The sequence below is a fragment of the Gordonia sp. 135 genome, from assembly GCF_009720185.1.
Taxonomy (GTDB): domain Bacteria; phylum Actinomycetota; class Actinomycetes; order Mycobacteriales; family Mycobacteriaceae; genus Gordonia; species Gordonia alkanivorans.
Genome location: NZ_CP046257.1, coordinates 4,132,491 through 4,149,297, shown reverse-complemented (window position 1 = coordinate 4,149,297; position 16,807 = coordinate 4,132,491). Strand labels below are relative to the sequence as shown.

The 16,807-nt window shown below is 66.3% G+C and carries 17 protein-coding genes; 12 read left to right on the top strand and 5 right to left on the bottom strand.

The genetic code is table 11. The features are described 5' to 3' along the window. Position 1 precedes the first annotated feature (1 nt). From GKZ92_RS18745 to GKZ92_RS18720, 6 genes are all read left to right on the top strand, one after another. A complete protein-coding gene (locus tag GKZ92_RS18745; protein ID WP_035754644.1) occupies positions 2-1,261 on the top strand; it encodes an MCE family protein in 1,260 nt (419 codons plus the stop codon). Beyond that, on the top strand, positions 1,258-2,553 hold the full coding sequence (locus GKZ92_RS18740) for an MCE family protein (protein WP_006358676.1): 1,296 nt from the start codon (positions 1,258-1,260) through the stop codon (positions 2,551-2,553). The genes GKZ92_RS18745 and GKZ92_RS18740 overlap by 4 nt, the downstream gene beginning before the upstream one ends. Continuing rightward, entirely contained in the window at positions 2,553-3,992 is a 1,440-nt protein-coding gene (locus GKZ92_RS18735) for an MCE family protein (RefSeq protein ID WP_006358675.1), read from the top strand. Before GKZ92_RS18740 ends, GKZ92_RS18735 begins: the two co-directional genes overlap by 1 nt. Then, positions 3,989-4,915 (top strand): hypothetical protein, encoded by a 927-nt coding sequence (locus GKZ92_RS18730; protein ID WP_006358674.1) that lies wholly within the window; start codon positions 3,989-3,991, stop codon positions 4,913-4,915. The genes GKZ92_RS18735 and GKZ92_RS18730 overlap by 4 nt, the downstream gene beginning before the upstream one ends. Further along, positions 4,915-5,577, top strand: coding sequence for a hypothetical protein (locus GKZ92_RS18725; protein WP_006358673.1), 663 nt, complete (start codon positions 4,915-4,917; stop codon positions 5,575-5,577). The genes GKZ92_RS18730 and GKZ92_RS18725 overlap by 1 nt, the downstream gene beginning before the upstream one ends. A 406-nt stretch (positions 5,578-5,983) precedes the next feature. Then, entirely contained in the window at positions 5,984-6,907 is a 924-nt protein-coding gene (locus tag GKZ92_RS18720) for a hypothetical protein (RefSeq protein ID WP_143932415.1), read from the top strand. Between the two features lie 40 nt (positions 6,908-6,947). Here GKZ92_RS18720 and GKZ92_RS18715 read toward each other — a convergent pair whose 3' ends face one another. The 4 genes from GKZ92_RS18715 to GKZ92_RS18700 all read right to left on the bottom strand — a co-directional run bounded on the left by GKZ92_RS18715 (position 6,948) and on the right by GKZ92_RS18700 (position 10,376). Continuing rightward, entirely contained in the window at positions 6,948-7,676 is a 729-nt protein-coding gene (locus GKZ92_RS18715; protein ID WP_042377536.1) for an FABP family protein, read from the bottom strand. Between the two features lie 281 nt (positions 7,677-7,957). After that, positions 7,958-8,263 carry a DUF1416 domain-containing protein gene (locus GKZ92_RS18710; RefSeq protein WP_006358670.1) on the bottom strand — a complete coding sequence of 102 codons (306 nt, stop codon included), beginning with the start codon at positions 8,261-8,263 and terminating at the stop codon, positions 7,958-7,960. 5 nt (positions 8,264-8,268) lie between these two features. Next, positions 8,269-9,108 carry a sulfurtransferase gene (locus GKZ92_RS18705; protein WP_006358669.1) on the bottom strand — a complete coding sequence of 280 codons (840 nt, stop codon included), beginning with the start codon at positions 9,106-9,108 and terminating at the stop codon, positions 8,269-8,271. Between the two features lie 410 nt (positions 9,109-9,518). Then, positions 9,519-10,376, bottom strand: coding sequence for an LmeA family phospholipid-binding protein (locus tag GKZ92_RS18700; protein ID WP_155225519.1), 858 nt, complete (start codon positions 10,374-10,376; stop codon positions 9,519-9,521). A gap of 207 nt (positions 10,377-10,583) precedes the next feature. Here GKZ92_RS18700 and GKZ92_RS18695 point away from each other — a divergent pair, with 207 nt between their 5' ends. The 6 genes from GKZ92_RS18695 (at position 10,584) to pstB (ending at position 16,477) form a co-directional block, all read left to right on the top strand. Then, positions 10,584-11,387 (top strand): winged helix-turn-helix domain-containing protein, encoded by an 804-nt coding sequence (locus GKZ92_RS18695; RefSeq protein ID WP_006358666.1) that lies wholly within the window; start codon positions 10,584-10,586, stop codon positions 11,385-11,387. 4 nt (positions 11,388-11,391) lie between these two features. Then, entirely contained in the window at positions 11,392-12,273 is an 882-nt protein-coding gene (mshD, locus tag GKZ92_RS18690) for a mycothiol synthase (protein ID WP_155225518.1), read from the top strand. Between the two features lie 241 nt (positions 12,274-12,514). After that, entirely contained in the window at positions 12,515-13,588 is a 1,074-nt protein-coding gene (gene pstS, locus GKZ92_RS18685; protein ID WP_006358664.1) for a phosphate ABC transporter substrate-binding protein PstS, read from the top strand. Positions 13,589-13,744: 156 nt separating this feature from the next. Beyond that, positions 13,745-14,773 carry a phosphate ABC transporter permease subunit PstC gene (gene pstC, locus GKZ92_RS18680; RefSeq protein ID WP_006358663.1) on the top strand — a complete coding sequence of 343 codons (1,029 nt, stop codon included), beginning with the start codon at positions 13,745-13,747 and terminating at the stop codon, positions 14,771-14,773. A 2-nt stretch (positions 14,774-14,775) separates the two neighbouring features. Next, entirely contained in the window at positions 14,776-15,675 is a 900-nt protein-coding gene (pstA, locus tag GKZ92_RS18675; protein ID WP_006358662.1) for a phosphate ABC transporter permease PstA, read from the top strand. Positions 15,676-15,700: 25 nt separating this feature from the next. Beyond that, positions 15,701-16,477, top strand: coding sequence for a phosphate ABC transporter ATP-binding protein PstB (pstB, locus tag GKZ92_RS18670; protein ID WP_006358661.1), 777 nt, complete (start codon positions 15,701-15,703; stop codon positions 16,475-16,477). A gap of 61 nt (positions 16,478-16,538) precedes the next feature. Here pstB and GKZ92_RS23595 read toward each other — a convergent pair whose 3' ends face one another. Next, positions 16,539-16,688: a hypothetical protein gene (locus GKZ92_RS23595; RefSeq protein ID WP_164905310.1), complete on the bottom strand. Its 150-nt coding sequence runs from the start codon at positions 16,686-16,688 to the stop codon at positions 16,539-16,541. Positions 16,689-16,807 lie beyond the last annotated feature (119 nt).

Below are 16,807 nucleotides of genomic sequence, written 5' to 3'. Positions count from 1 at the left end.
CATGACCATCGGACGCAAAGTCCTGCTCGGCGTGCTCGCCGTCGTGCTCGCCATCGCCCTGGTCGTCGTCGGGCGGACGGTCTTCCTGAAGTCCACGACCAACACCTTCACCGCCTACTTCGGCTCGGTCGCCAGCCTCTACGAGGGCGACCCGGTGCGGGTGCTGGGCGTCAACGTCGGCAGCGTCTCGAAGATCACGCCGCGCGAGAACGACGTCAAAGTCGAACTGCGCGTGGACAAGAGCATCGACATCCCCCAGGACGCGAAAGCGGTCATCGTCGCGCAGAGCCTGGTGTCGGGGCGGTTCCTCCAGCTGACCCCGGTCTACTCGGGCGGACCGACCATGCCCGACGGCCACGACATCCCGATGGATCGCACCGCCGTCCCGATGGAATGGGACGACATCAAGGCCCAGCTCACCAAGCTGACCGAGGCAATCGGTCCGGAGGGACCGGATCAGGGCTCGGCGGCCAAGGCGGTCAACGTCTTCGACGAGAACCTCGCGGGCAACGGTGCCGCGATCAACAAGTCGATCCGTGAGGTGTCCGATGTGATCGGCACCCTCGCGGCCGGACGCGGAGATCTGTTCTCGACCATCCAGAACCTGCAGAAACTGACCGATGCCCTCGCGGGCAGTCACGAGCAGCTCGTGCAGTTCAACGGCCGGATCGCCTCGGTCAGTTCGGTTCTCGCCGACAACACGACCGAACTCGACGAGGCGCTCAAGGGTCTGGACTCGGCCATGACCGACGTACAGGTCTTCATCGACACCAACAAGGATTCGCTGTCGTCGTCGGTGGAGCGTCTGGCGTCGACGACCAAGATCGTCGCCGACAAGAACGAGCAGGTCGAGGGTGTGCTGCACTCCGCACCCAACCAGCTCGCGAACTTCTACAACATCTACAACCCGCTCTCCGGTTCCCTGTCGGGTGTCTTCGGCCTCGCGAACGGCACCAACCTGATCACGCTGCTCTGCGGCTCGATGGATGCCACCAACCGGCCGGGGACGTCCAAAGTGGACATCGACAAGTGTGTGGAGATCCTCGCGCCGGTGCTGTCGTCGATCTCGATGAATTACCCGCCGTTCCTCGCCAACCCGGTGCAGGGAGCGAATGCGTTGCCGAGCCAGCTGCAGTACCAGAACGCGGACGTGAAGGCCCGCGCCCAGGCCGGTGTGCGTCGCATCGACAACGAGACCCGGCGGGACAACGCCGGCTCTCCGCTCGGAAACCTGCTGGTGCCGTTCGGGGGTGACCGATGATGTCGTCCCGCCTGCGGGGCGGACTCGCGGCGGGCGCGGTGGCGCTCACGACGCTGCTCGCCGGATGTTCCTTCGACGGACCGAATTCGCTGCCCGTCCCCGGTGCGGCCGGAACCGGCAGCGGGTCGTACCAGATCACCGCGCTCATCCCGTCGGCCGCAGGCCTTGTCAACAACGCACCGGTCCTCATCGACGACTCGACCGTCGGCAGCGTCGGCGACATCGAGGTCCAGGACTGGAACGCACTCGTGACGATCCGCCTCAACGAGGGCGTCATCATCCCGCGCGGATCGCATGTGATGGTCGGGATGACCAGCGTGCTGGGGTCGACGCACCTCGAGATCGTCCAGCCCGCCGAACCGGAGGGCGGACGCCTAGAAGAGGGCGACGAGATCCCGCTGACCAAGTGCCCCGAGCAGTCCAACATCGTCACCGATCCGAAGGTGCCGGCGGTGCCCGACATCAACGCCGCACAACAGGTTGCGGCCTGCACCTACCCCAGCACCGAACAGGTACTCAGCTCGCTGTCGGTGGTCCTCAATGGCGGCGGACTGTCGCAGGTCGGCGACATCGTGCACGAGATGAGCGAGGTGTTCGGCGGACGCGAGGACCAGATCAAGAAGCTCATCCCGCGACTGAACACCCTCGTCGCGGATCTGGATGCGCAGAAGGACAACATCATCCGCGCCACCGAAGGACTCGATCGGTTGTCCCGCACGATGAACGAGCAGAAGGACACAATCGAACGCGCACTCGACGCCAGCCCGCAGATCCTGCAACTGCTCGTCGACCAGCGTCAGCAGTTCCTCGACACCCTCGCCTCGGTGTCGAAGCTGTCGAAGACCGCCAACGACATCCTCGACGCCAACACCGAGGACATCGTCACGATCGTCGAGGGTATCGAACCCGCCCTCGACCAGCTGCAGGCCTCGGGACCGGCGATGACGCAGTCGCTGAACATCCTGCTGACCTTCCCGTTCTACGAGCCGACCATCCGGACGATCGTCAAGGGCGACTTCGTGAACTCCGACCTCGTACTCGATCTCACGGTGGACCGCCTGAGCGAGACCATGTTCGCCAGCCTCGGCGTCACCGGACCCGAAGGCGTCTTCGGTAAGCCGGCCGGTGCGGCCGCCCGCGGACTCAATCCGTTCACCGCGCCGCTGATCCCCGGCGGGGAAAAGCTCCCGGACACCGCGGAACCGGTTCCGGCGAACCTCATCCCGCCGGTGCAGGTGCCTTCGCCCACCGCCCCGCCGACGGTGCCCGCCGATCAGAAGGGCGGCCGCTGATGAAGATCACCAGATTCGTCCGGATGCAGCTGATCATCTTCTCGATCGTCACCGTGGTCGCGATGGTCGTGATGGCGCTGTTCTACATCCGCATCCCGTCGATGTTCGGCGTCGGCAGTTATCGCGTGCAGCTGAACATGGAGACCAGCGGCGGGCTGTACCAGAACGCCAACGTCAGCTACCGCGGCGTCTACGTGGGCAAGGTCGACTCGGTGAAGCTCACCGACGACGGCGTGCAGGCCACGCTCGTCATCGACTCCGGCACCGACATCCCAGCATCGGCCAAGGCATCGGTACGCAGCGTCTCCGCGATCGGCGAGCAGTTCGTCGAGTTCACCCCGAACCCGGATCCGCCTGCCGATGCCCCGACCGGTTACCTGCACAACGACTCCGAGGTCACCGTCTCCGAAGTGCCCGTGGAGATCTCGACGATGCTGGACCAGGCCGATGCGCTCCTGAAGGAGATCGGCGACACCAAACTCCGCTCGCTCGTCGACGAGGCCTTCGTCGCTTTCAACGGCACCGGTGAGTCGCTGCAGCGCCTCCTCGATTCGATGACCCTGTTCATCGGCGAGGCCAACAAGAACACCGACACCACGATTTCGTTGATCGAACAGGGTGCACCTCTGCTGGGCACACAGTCCCGCACGGCCGACGACATCCGGGCGTGGACCCGCAACGTCACCGCGTTCACCGATCAGCTCCGGGCCGACCGCCCCGAGATCGGCGACATCCTCCGCAAGGGACCGTCGACGACGTCGAAGGCGCAGGACCTGTTCGAATCGCTCGGCGGGTCATACCCGCTGCTGGTGTCGAACCTGGGCACGATCGCCCACACCCAGGTGGTCTACCTGCCGAACTGGAAACAGATCCTGGTGCTCTACCCGCGCCTGATCAACTCGTTGATCACCGCCCTGAACACCGGCACCAACAACTTCGGGCCGAACGTGAACTTCTCCCTGAGCTTCCAGGACCGGCCAGGGTGCAACATCGGCTTCCTGCCCAAGGAGGAGTGGCGGTGGCCGTCCGAACAGACCGCTCGCGAGCTGCCCCCGGGCATGCTGTGCCGCGTCCCGCAGAACTCCAACATCGCCGTGCGCGGCGCCCGCAACTACCCCTGTGCCGAGTTCCCCGGCCGCCGTGCGCCCACGCCGGCGGAATGCCGGACCGGGTACAAGCCGAACCCCGGCTCGGTGGATCCCTTCCAGAACGGCCTGCCGTTCGGCCTGAAATGGGAGCCCGCGTCCTCCGGTACCGTGACACCGGGCACACCGAAGGACTTCGAGGCAGAGCCTGCGGTGTACGCCACGACATACGATCCGGAGTCGGGCAACTTCATCGGACCCGACGGCAAGACGTACAACGCCGGCACGGGGCGTGAAGGGCAGGGACAGAGCAGTACATGGCAGACGATGATCAGCGGGACGGTCAGTCCGTGACCCCTGAGGGCACCGGCACCACCACCCCGGTCACCAGGAACCCGACCGACACCACACCGAACCGCACCGGCTCCACCGACCGTCGGGCGGCCAAGCGTCCGGTCCGATCGGCACCCATTCGCCGCGGCCGCTCGGGGGGAAAGAAGCCGTCACAGCGCTCAGCGGCAACCCCGGTGACCGAGACGGCCGTCGAGGACACAGCCACCCCCAATGCAGCCGCCCCGGATGCCGTGGAGACCCCGGCCGACCGGAACGCGGAGACCGCGACCGGTGCGGTGTCGCTCACGAAGCCGGACGCCGGGGAGGAGATCGCCCCCGATCCGTCAGAGGTCGAGAAAACCGTCAGCTACCGGGAGCGGCGTCGCAACCGACTGGCGTCGAAGACCCCGGAGAAGACGGGCAAGGGCAAGGTCCGCTACCGCGGCTCCGGCCGGCGGTCGTCGCGGACCGTGGTCGGCGTCGTCGTCGGGATCGTGCTCATCGCCGTCTGCGCGGTGGCGTCGGTGGTGTTCGCCCTCGGCATCGCCCGCCAGGACCAGCAGAACGACCTGCGGGCCGAGTACTCGGCATTCGCCTCGCAGGTGTTGATCAACCTGACGAGCATGAACCCCGACACCGTAGACCAGACACTGAAATCGGTGCAGGACGACACCTCCGGCAAGGTCAAGCAGGAGGTCCAGAACAACATCCAGCAGGTCGCCTCGCTCGTCCGCGACGGGAAGCTCGAGACCAAGTCGATCATCCTCAGCTCGGCGGTCACCAAGTCCGAACCCGACGAGGGATCGGTGATCATGGTGTTCGGCTGGCATCAGCAATCGCTCGACGGCCAGACCCCCGCCCAGGACAAGGTGTTCCGCTGGCGCGTCGACATGACCCGCATCAACGGTGAGCTGAAGATGACCGACTTCGAGTGGGTGGCGTGATGGCCGACAAGAAGCCCGGAACCGACAAGGGACGCCTCGGACTGATCGTGCTCACGGTGCTCGTCGTCGCGGCTCTCGCGGCCACCGCGTTCCTCGGCTACCGGTACATCGAGGGTCGATCGGTGGAGGATGCGCGCGAGTCCTCGCTCGCCGCCGCACGCGACTACGCGAACACCATGTTCGGCTACAACGCCGAGAACGTCAGCGACCACATCGACCAGTCCATGAGCGTGCTGACCGGCCCGGCCAAACCCGAGTACACCAAACTGATCACCGAGAACAACCTCGCCGCGGAGGTCCGCAAGCAGCAGGTCGTGTCCGAGGTGACCATCCAGGACGCCGGCGTGGTCACCAACACCGCCGACACCTCGAACGTGCTGATCTTCATGAACCAGTCGGTCACCCGCGGTCAGAAGGAACTCGTCAGCATCAACCCGTCACGGCTGACCTTCAACATGGAACTCCAGGGTGACCGCTGGATGATCAACAACATCGAGGTCATCACCGACGACACCTTCCGCTCCAAGCTCGAGGTCGTCGAGTCCCTGCCCCCGGACGCCAAGCCGTTGCCCGGGCAGTCACCGGCCCCGTCTCAGGCGCCGTCCGCACCGCCCGCGGCTCCGGCCCCCGAATCGGGCGCACCCGCGGTTCCCGTGCCCTGACACTCCTCCGAAATCCCGTTGCGGGACGCCGGAATCGGGCGTACTTTCGCGGGTACACAGGGAAGGAGGTGGTCTGATAGTGATATCTCATCGGACATGTGAGGTGACCATCCGTTAGCAGCTGACCGTGTGGCATTCGTGTCGCCGGAGGTGGATCCCCGCCTCGTCAGCGCCGACGAATACCAGGTGGTCACCCGGCCCCCGCATCCCGACCCGGTCCGGTCGGCACGAGGCTCGTATGAGCGATGCGGGGGCCGTTCCATGTCCGGGCATCGTGTCCGGACATTGTCGTTCGGGTGGTGGACTACTCGAGAGTTCGGGGTGCGGGCGTTATGAACCGGAGCAGTCCGGCGATGTACCTGTCACGAATACCTGCCACAGGGGACACCCGCCCGAGGAGAGAACGATGGTCGCCACGAACGCAGTCCGCGAACAGTCGGTCGGTCCTGGTCTCGGAGGTGCTGTCGCCGACGACGCCGCTGCTCGCGACGGCCGGTGGGACGATCTGTACTGGGGTCCCGGCGATCCCGACTTCGGAACCACGACGCCGCCCCGCTTCACCTTTGCCGACCCCCACGAGGCCGGACTCTTCCATGCCGACGACGAACACGTGTCCATCCACAACCGGGGTGCCGGCCCCGCGGCCGCGCTGATCTTCTTCGTCGACGGCCGCGTCGAGCTCCGGCGTCTCGGACCCGGCGAGATGATCATCCTGCCCGACGAGGATTCGTTCACCAACGTGCAGGCGCCTCGACGCGCCGACGGTCGTCCGGTGGTCTATGGCGGGGTGTGGGTCCAGCAGGGGAGGGCGAGGCCGGTGACCATCCCGATCCCGACCGAGCGGGAGTTCCTCGCCCAGCGTTACCTGACCCCGTGGAGCACGGATTGGGTCGGCGGACTCGCCGGCTGCCGCCTACGGGACCCGGCGGAGGATCGGATCTCATACCAATACCGGTCCGGTGGAACGACTTTCACTGTTCGCAATGCCGGCGACAGCTGGGTTGCGGTCGTTCATCGGGCCGGGACGGAGTACAGCGTCGTCGAATGTGGTCCGCGTGAGCGGGTCGACTTCCCGGTCTCCCCGCACTCAGCGCAGAGCGACGTGTTCTCGGTGGTGGGACAACGGCAGACCGGTTCGCCCGGACGTGGCCCCTACGTCTCGGCGTCGGGAACCGTGCACCCCGGATGGGCGGGTCGCCCCGGAGCCGCCACGGCATACGGATCGGTTGTGGTCATGCTCGGATCGCTGGTGTACAGCGCGCTACCGAAGCGCAACCTGTACGTGGCGTTCTCGGATCGCCGACGCGGCTGCAGCCGGGTGCATCGCTGAGCGACGCCCGGAGCGCGCGTCGAGAAGAGTGCGGCCGGGCTCAGCCGACGTGGCGTCGTAGTTTGGCCGACAGTCGGGGGAAGAGGTCACCGTCGGTGCCGACCCGTTCTTCGACGTAGGCGAGGTCGCCGTCGGGAACCAGACCGTAGAGCCGCTTGGCACCGCCGGCGCGACGTCCGGACTGGGACTTGATGACGACGTCGGTCGCAAGTTCCCACGAGGTCTGATTGAGAGGCGTGCCGTAGAAGAGTTCGACCGACCCTTCGGCGTGGGCGAGGAGCAACTCGATGGTGTCGTCCTCACCGATGCGCCAGAATCCCGATTCGCGAAGGTCGGGCCGCACGAAGGCGGCGTCGTCGTCGATGACCCACGAGCGGGACTCCCAGGTGAGGAAGTTCTGGCCGTCGTGCGAGACGACGATCTGCTGCGCGAAGTGGTAGTCGGTGTCGGCGTCGACGTCGTGGCCTTCGCCCTCGCCGCGCCATACACCGACCAGCGGCAGCAGTGCCAGCAGGCCGGGATGGAGGTCGGCGCCGAGACGGAGGTTCGCGGTGTCCGCGGGCAGCGGGAGGTCGTCCCACGTAGGGATGTTGCGCTCACGGCTACCGGACTCGACGGCGCGTGCCTCGGCCTGGTTGATCGCCTCGTCGCCTGAGCGATGGGCGCCACCGTCGGCGACGACACCGTCGCCAGAAGGCACACCGTCCCCGGAGGAGGCGGCGCCGACTGGCTCGTTGCCGGCGTCACCGGCTCCCGGGTGGGACGTCACGACTCGTCGGTGACCAGGCGGTAGAGGGTGTAGACACCAAACCAGGTGATCAGCACGGCGGCCAGGATCAGCAGGATTTCGAAGAAGAGGACCACGACGCAAATTCTAACCCGGGGATGTCCGGGAAGTTCAGGGGGTCACCCTTCGAAACGCTTCGCTCCTCAGGGGACGGAAGGGGTGGACACCCACCCCTTCCAACCCTCGGAAACGACGAACCCGGTCACCGCAATGCGGTGACCGGGTTCGTCGTGGGGTGTCAGACGCCCACGATCAGGATTGCATCACTTGGAGACGATGATGTCCTGCTCGTGGATGCCGGGACCCTCGGGGCTGATCGACGCATCGCCGTTGCCCACGGAAGACAGGGCGCGAACCGTCCAGGTTCCGGGAGCGGCGAAGAACCGGAAGTCACCGGTGGGCGAGGCGACGACCTCGGCGGTGAATTCACCGGTCGAATCGAGCAGACGCACGAAGGCGCCGGCAACCGGGTTGCCCGAGCCGTCGGTGACCTGTCCGGTGAGGACGGTCTCCTTCTCCACGTCGACGCCCGCAGGCAGCTTCTGTCCCTGCTTGGGTGCAGCACACATAGTTGTTACTTTCCTTCTCCGAGTTCGATCGGGGCGCCGACCAGCGAGCCGTACTCGACCCAGCTTCCGTCGTAGTTCTTGACGTTCTTCTTGCCGAGCAGCTCGGTCAGCACGAACCAGGTGTGGCTCGAGCGCTCGCCGATGCGGCAGTACGCGATGGTCTCGCGGCTGTCGTCGAATCCCTTGTCCGCGTACAGAGCGGTGAGCTCCTCGTCGGACTTGAAGGTGCCGTCCTCGTTCGCGGTGGTCGACCACGGGATGTTGATGGCGCCGGGGACGTGGCCACGCTGCTGCGCCTGCTCCTGCGGGAGGTGCGCCGGCGCGAGGATCTTGCCGGAGAACTCGTCAGGGCTGCGCACGTCGACCAGGTTCTTGGTGCCGATGGCGTCGATGACCTCGTCGCGGAACGCGCGGATGCTCAGGTCGGGCGAGGAGGCCTTGTACTCGGTGGCCGGACGGGTGACCGCATCCGAGGACAGCGGACGGCCGTCGAGCTCCCACTTCTTGCGGCCGCCGTCGATCAGCTTGACGTCGTTGTGGCCGTACAGCTTGAAGTACCAGTAGGCGTAGGCCGCGAACCAGTTGTTGTTGCCGCCGTAGAGGATCACGGTGTCGTCGTTGGCGACGCCACGCTCGGACAGCAGCTTGGAGAAGCGGTCGGCGTCGACGAAGTCGCGACGGACGCCGTCCTGCAGATCCTGCTTCCAGTCGAGCTTGATCGCGCCCGGGATGTGGCCGCCATCGTAAGCCGAGGTGTCTTCGTCGACCTCGACGAAGACCGTGTTGTCGGCGTTGAGGTTCTGCTCAGCCCACTCGGCGCTGACCAGGACGTCGGAACGTGCCATGTCTGGTTCCTTTCGGATGAATAACTGGTGATGGATGGATCGGATGGTGCGGAATAGCGGCGAGGCGCGGACGGCGCCCGCGGCTCTGTCTGTGATGAACGAGGAGGCGCATGGAGAAGACACTCAGGCCTCGGGAGAAACGCACCCCGTCGTCATCGGCGGTGCGCATGGCGCGGCTGCGGGGCAGCGCTTGTCATGGCACACCGTCAGCGGTGCGTGCGACAGCAACAATCGGCGACACGACAGAAGTCGATCGCCCGGCGACGTGTGAGCATGTACTCACGGCGCTGTTGCATGCCAACGAGGGTACAACAGTGCCGAACAGAGTCCGAAACCCCGGGTGGATTGCACTCTGACCTGCGAGAAAAGGCTGCGAACGGAATGTGCGCGAGTCTGGTCGCGGCGTCGGGTCAGAACCGGTCCGGACGCACGTCGGTGACGCCCGATTCGGAGACCAGCTGGACGTCACCGCCGAAACTCTCCGCGCGCTGCGCGACGAGACCCCAGGCCATCGGGAGTCGGGGGAGGACCATGCTGAATCGGTCGAGTACGGCGGCGCGCATGTCCTCGGGGACTTCGGCATCCAGGTGGCGTTCGGGTCCGGTGTAGAAGTCTGTCGCCCGGATCTCCAATGCGCCGTAGGTCACCGAGAGGTCGACCGCGACGCTGACCCGGACCTTCGGACCGGTGTACGCCGACGCCGACGGCGGATCGTCGGCGTCGAGGCCGTCCTCGGGCGGCAGTGCCACCGTTCCGGTGAAGACGACTCCCTCCGAACGTGAGACGACACCGTCCTGGGGGCCACCGCCGCCGGCTCTGCCGTCGGGGGCGGGCGTGCTCACGGTCAGGTCGGTGATCCGGAGATAACGGGCGAGGGTGACCGCGTCGAGGCGGGTGTACGCCGAGATCGACGCGGTGTGCAGAACATCACTCCCGGTGAAATCGCCCCGATCCGCGCCCTGAAAACGCCCCAGGGTGGCGCCGAGTTCGCCTCGGCAGACGCCACGCGCGGGCTCGCAACCGGGCATTTCGACACCGCGCGCGGAGATCGTCGCTCCCGAGTACTCACCGTTCGCGGCCTGCGTGAGAAAGGGGAACCCGGCGAGCGTGACCTCGGGATCGAATGGGACGCGGGGGGATTCGGCGAGGGCCCGGGACAGTCGGTGTTCGCCGCGGATTGCCGCGCCGACGTCGACGAGAAGCGCGGCCGCTGCGGCGACGACCGCCACGGTCACCGCCACGACGAGGATCTTCCGCATGCCCGGCATATCGGACGACCACCCTCCCCGTCATCTGCAGCGTTGCCCCGGCCGGCTTGTTAACAGCGAAGTGCGGCGGTGGCGCTATTCTGTCATCTATCTCGCACACGTTGGTAAGGCAGCGTAAACAATCCTCGGTGACGTGTGCGTAGTCGTTCACAGCGTGGTGAGCAGATCGGAAGGTCCGGGACGGGACGAACGAGATCGGAGTTCTAGGTGGATCTCTTGTTGTTGACGGCCGACCCCAATCCGGAGTCGGTCCTGCCGTCGCTGTCGCTGCTCGCCCACAACGTGCGTGTCGCTCCGACGGAGGTGTCCTCCCTCATGGAGGCGGGCAACGCGGATGTGGCATTGGTCGATGCGCGCGCAGACCTCGCTGCGGCGCGGGGACTGTGCCGACTGTTGGGTAGCACCGGTTCGTCGGTGCCGGTGGCGGCTGTACTGACCGAGGGTGGGCTGGTCGCGGTCAATGCGGACTGGGGCATCGACGAGTTCCTGCTGCCGGGTACGGGGCCGGCGGAACTCGACGCGCGATTGCGTCTGCTGGTGGCACGCACCCGTGGCGTGGCGGCAGAGGAGACGTCGGGCAAGGTCACGCTGGGGGAGCTGGTCATCGATGAGGGGACGTACACCGCGCGACTGCGTGGACGTCCCCTCGACCTCACTTACAAGGAGTTCGAACTCCTGAAGTACCTGGCGCAGAACGCGGGTCGCGTGTTCACGCGCGCCCAGCTGCTCCAGGAGGTGTGGGGGTACGACTTCTTCGGTGGCACACGCACGGTCGACGTGCACGTGCGTCGTCTGCGTGCCAAGCTCGGCAGCGAACACGAGTCGCTCATCGGTACGGTTCGCAACGTCGGATACAAGGCGGTGCGGCCGACGCGCGGCCGGGCATCGGCTGCCGAGATCGCGGACACGGCGGAAGGTGTTGCGGCGGATGTCGACTCGGCCGACTTCGACCACGATCTCGACGGACCCGATCCCTTCGACGAGGAGTTCAGTGCCAGCGCCGGAAACTGACGAGATGCAGGTACGACGAGGCGCCGCTCCGGCGGAGGTGGCCGCCGAAGCGCACCGCATGGTGTGTGCGGCGACGTCCGCCGACGGTGTCGGACCGCTGTCGGACGACGCGGTCAAAGCGATTGACGCAGCACCGGATTCGCCTGTCGTCCACGTGTGGTCGAAGGGTGCCTACGCGAACATCGTGCCCGGTCGTGACGGCGAGCCGTCGATGATCGAGGTGGTCGTCGACCCGGAGCGGCGACGGCGGGGGCTGGGCCGATCGTTGCTCGACACCGCGTTCGCCGCGGCGCGACAGGACGGCCTCGAGGCGCGGGTGTGGGCGCACGGCGATCTTCCCGGTGCGGTGGTCCTCGCCTCGGCGATGGGGCTGCAGAAGCGTCGGGAACTGCTGCAGCTACGACGCCCCGTCGGGGAGGGACACGAACTCCCCGAGCTGGCAGTCGATCCGGGACTCACACTCCGGACCCACGCCGGGCCGGCGGACGATGCGGAGATCCTGCGCGTCAACAACGCCGCCTTCGACTGGCATCCCGAACAGGGCGGCTGGGAGCTGGATCAGATCACCGAGCGGGTTGCGGCCGACTGGTTCGACCCGGAGGGTCTCTTCCTGGCGTTCGACACCGAGGACCCGACACGGCTTCTCGGCTTCCACTGGACCAAACAACACGACGCCGATCTCGGCGAGGTGTACATCGTCGGCGTCGATCCGCAGGCTCAGGGGCGCGGGCTCGGTCGGCTGCTGACGCTGGCCGGACTCCACCACCTCGCACAGCGTGGTGTCGCCGAGATCAACCTCTATGTCGAAGGCGACAACACGGCGGCGTTGCACACGTATGAACGCCTGGGCTTCACCAGGTTTGCCGTCGACGTCGCCTACGGCTGAGTCGCGATCTCCCGCGCGCGGTGCTGCGCTGTGTGCTGATGCCGACCGTTCCGTAGCGCAGATCACTCCGGGGCGGGGTGCCGAGGTCACGGAGATATCCGCACCGGACTGCCTTGGTCGGTTCACCTGTCGTTCACCTTCTGGCGGGGATTCGGCCACCCGGCGCGCATAGCTTTCCCTTCGGACACTCCGGACACCCGAGCCTCGGGACGGAGCACGAGACGGAAAGGCAACACCTGCGGTGAGAATCAAGCGGAACGGCGCTCTGGCGGCGGTGTCGACGATCGCGGCATTGACCCTGGTGACGGCGTGTGGTGGGGGAGACACCCAGACGGTGAGTGGAGAGGGTTCCACTGCCCAGCAGAAGGCCATGGAGCACTTCAGCCAGATCCTCTCGGACGACAGCGACATCGTCCTCGACTACACCGGCAGCGGCTCCGGTGACGGCATCAAGAAGTTCATCGCCGGCGACGTCGACTTCGCGGGTTCGGACTCGGCCCTGAAGGGCGACGAGATCACCCAGGCCAAGGAACGCTGCAACGGTAACGATCCCTGGCATCTGCCGCTGGTCGTCGGACCGGTTGCGATCGCCTACAACCTCGAGGGCGTCGACAACCTCAAGCTCGACTCCGCCGTGATCGCCAAGATCTTCAACGGCAAGATCACCAAGTGGAACGATCCGGCGATCGCCGCACTCAACCCGGGTGTGCAGCTGCCCGGTGGCGACATCGTCCCGGTCTACCGCTCCGACAGCTCGGGCACGACCGACAACTTCCAGCGGTTCCTGCAGAACTCGGCGCCGAACGACTGGCCGTATGAGCACAGCAAGGAGTTCGCTCCCAAGAACGTCGGTTCGGGTGCGTCCAAGTCGACCGGAGTCGGTGACACCGTCAAGAAGACCCCCGGCTCGATCACCTACGTCGAGTGGGGCTTCGCCACCGAGAACGACCTCGGCGTCGCCGACATCGACTTCGGAGCAGGTCCGGTGGAGCTGAACGCCGCCAGCGCCGGCAAAGCCCTCGACGAGCTGGCCTTCAAGAACCCGGACAGCAAGGACCTGGTCGTCGACACCGACGCGCTGTTCGCGTCGAAGGCCCCGGGTGCCTACCCGCTGCTGCTGACGCCGTACTCCATCGTCTGCTCGGCGGGCTACTCCGACGATGCGACCAGCACCACCCTCAAGGACGCGTTCACGAAGATCCTCGGCGACGGCCAGACCGGCCTCGAGGAGATCGGCTACGTGCCGGTGCCGCAGAACTTCAAGGCCAAGCTGCAGGGCAGCATCGACGCGCTCGCCGGCAGCGGCAACGCCTGACGTGACACAACTGAACAGCGCGTGCGGGGCCGCCACGGTTTGCGGCCCCGCACGCGCGGTTGACACACTGACACGACTCTTCGCGTGTTGCACGGACTGTGAGCGGTGGACCGGGAAGTGGCCCCAATGACCAGAGCGGAAGCACAAGAGGGACGCATGACGTCGCTGAGCAAAGAGGATGGCGCGGTCTCGCCGGATTCGGACGGGCCGGCCCTTCACGGGCCGCCGGACGGAGCCGCACCCGGCGGCCTGGATTCGGCCGCCCGTCACCGCGTGGCCGACCAGGTCTTCCGCACCCTGGCGGTCGGTTCGGGATTCGTGGTCTCGCTCGTCATCGGACTCATCGCACTGTTCCTCCTCGCACAGGCCGCCCCGTCGCTGGCGAAGAACGAGGAGAACTTCTTCACCTACACCGGTGACTGGATCACGAGCGGCAGCCAGCTCGCATTCGGCATTCCGCAGCTGTTCTACGCGACGGTCGTCGTCGCCGTCATCGCTCTCCTGATCGCGATGCCGGTCGCGCTCGGGATCTCGATCTTCCTCACCGAGTACGCCCCCAAGCGCCTGGTCGGACCGATCACCTACACCGTCGACCTGCTGGCCGCGGTGCCCTCGATCGTGTACGGCCTCTGGGGCATCCTCGTTCTTGGTCCGGCGTTGGTCCCGGTGAACGAGTGGCTCGTCGGCCACCTCGGCTTCCTGCCGTTCTTCCAGCAGCCCACGCAGGTCGCGAACATGTCCACCGGCGGCACGCTGCTCACCGCGGGCATCGTGCTCGCCGTCATGATCCTCCCGATCATCACCGCGGTCACCCGCGAGGTCTTCATGCAGACGCCGAAGGGTCACCGCGAGGCGGCCCTCGCGCTCGGCGCGACGAAGTTCGAGGTCGTGAAGCTCGCGGTGCTCCCGTTCGGCTTCTCCGGCTACATCTCCGGGTCGATGCTCGGCCTCGGTCGCGCGCTCGGCGAGACCATGGCGCTGCTGCTGATCATCTCCACGGCCGGCCCGATGAACTTCAACCTCATGGAGAGCGGCGAGACCTTCGCGACCAAGATCGCGAACAACGCGGCCGAGTTCGACTCGCCCGCCAAGACCGGCGCCTACATCTCCGCCGGCCTCACCCTCTTCGTCCTGACCTTCGTCGTCAACGCCGCCGCCCGCGCGGTCGTCGCCGGAAAGAAGTGACCATGACCGTCACCACCTCGTCGCCCACGGCCGACCCGGTAAAGAAGCCCTCGGGCTTCACCCCGCTGGCCAAGCGTCGGCGCCTCACCGATCACGTCGTGCGCGTGACCGTCATCGCCGCGCTGCTCGTCGCGCTGGTGCCCCTGGTGTGGCTGGTCTCGACACTGGTCATCCGGGGCATCGAACCGCTGCTCGACATCGACTGGTGGACGCTGCCGGAACGCAAGGGCGGCGCCGCGAACGCCATCGTCGGCACGCTCATGCAGACCGCGCTGGCGGCCGTGATCTCGATCCCGCTCGGCATCTTCGTCGCCATCTACCTCGTCGAGTACGCCACCAAGAAGTCGGTGCTGGCCCGGGTCACCACCTTCATGGTCGACATCCTCTCCGGTGTCCCGTCGATCGTGGCGGCCCTGTTCGTCTACGCGGTCTGGCGCACCACCCTCGGCCTCCCGCGCTCCGGTTTCGTCGTGGCGATCGCGTTGGTGCTGCTGATGGTCCCGCTGGTGGTCCGCGCGACCGAGGAGATGCTCAAGATCGTCCCGCAGGACCTGCGTGAGGCGTCGTATGCACTGGGCATCCCGAAGTGGAAGACCATCGTGAAAATCGTGCTGCCGACGGCACTCTCGGGAATCGTGACCGGCGTGATGCTGGCCATCGCCCGCGTGATGGGGGAGTCGGCACCCGTGCTCATCCTGGTCGGCTCGACGCGAGCGATGAACTGGAATCCCTTCGACGGCAATCAGGAATCGCTACCGCTGATGATGGTGCAGCAGTACAACAACGGGCCCGGCGCCTTCGACAAGGTCTGGGGCGCGGCCCTGTGCCTGGTCATCCTCGTGGCCATCGTCTACTTCGGGGCCAAGATCGTCTCGAAGATCTTCGCGCCCAAGACCTCCTGAACACCTCTGTAGAAACGGAAAAGTCATGGCGAAGCGCCTCGACATCAAAGACCTGAACATCTACTACGGCGACTTCCACGCGGTGAAGGACGTGACCCTCGAGGTGCCGCCGCGCTGCATCACCGCCTTCATCGGCCCGTCCGGCTGCGGCAAGTCGACGGTGCTGCGCACCCTCAACCGCATGCACGAGGTCACCCCGGGGGCGTACGCCGAGGGCAGCGTGTTGCTCGACGGCGAGGACATCTACGGGCGCAACGTCGACCCGGTGAGCGTCCGGGCCACGATCGGGATGGTGTTCCAGCGGCCCAACCCGTTCCCGACGATGTCCATCAAGGACAACGTGGTCGCCGGTCTGCGTTTGCAGGGCGTGCGCAACAGGGCCGAGCTCGACGAGGTCGCGGAGCGCAGCCTGCGTGGTGCGAATCTGTGGGAAGAGGTCAAGGACCGCCTCGACAAGCCGGGCGGCGGCCTGTCCGGCGGTCAGCAGCAGCGCCTGTGCATCGCGCGGGCCATCGCGGTCTCGCCCGATGTGTTGCTGATGGACGAGCCGTGCTCAGCGCTCGACCCCATCTCGACCCTCGCGATCGAGGACCTGATGGGTGAACTCAAGAAGGAGTACACGATCGTCATCGTGACCCACAACATGCAGCAGGCCGCGCGCGTGAGCGACCAGACCGCTTTCTTCAACCTGGAGGGCGTCGGCCAGCCCGGGCAGCTCGTGGAGATCAGCGACACCGAGACGATGTTCTCGAATCCGTCGAAGAAGGCGACCGAGGACTACATCTCGGGTCGTTTCGGCTAGATCTGCGGCGATTTCACTCCGACAGGGTCCTTCCCGCCACGGGAGGGGCCCTGTCTGCATCTCACATGTTGATCAGAAGGATGACGAGCAGAGCGGCGAGCGAGGCGATGACACCGAGGTAGGTGATGATCTGCCGGCGGTGAGCGGCGGCCGCGGCGTCCTCGTCGGTCATCGCATTGAAGTCGGGTTCGATCGGCTGATGCTGGCCCATGCCCGCCACCATAACGGGGACCTGTGTGGCTGCGAAATCGTTTCCGGGCACAAACGGCCCCAGATGTTCACTGATATGAAGAGAGGCCGAGTTCAGTTCGTCGAACTGAATTCTCGGCC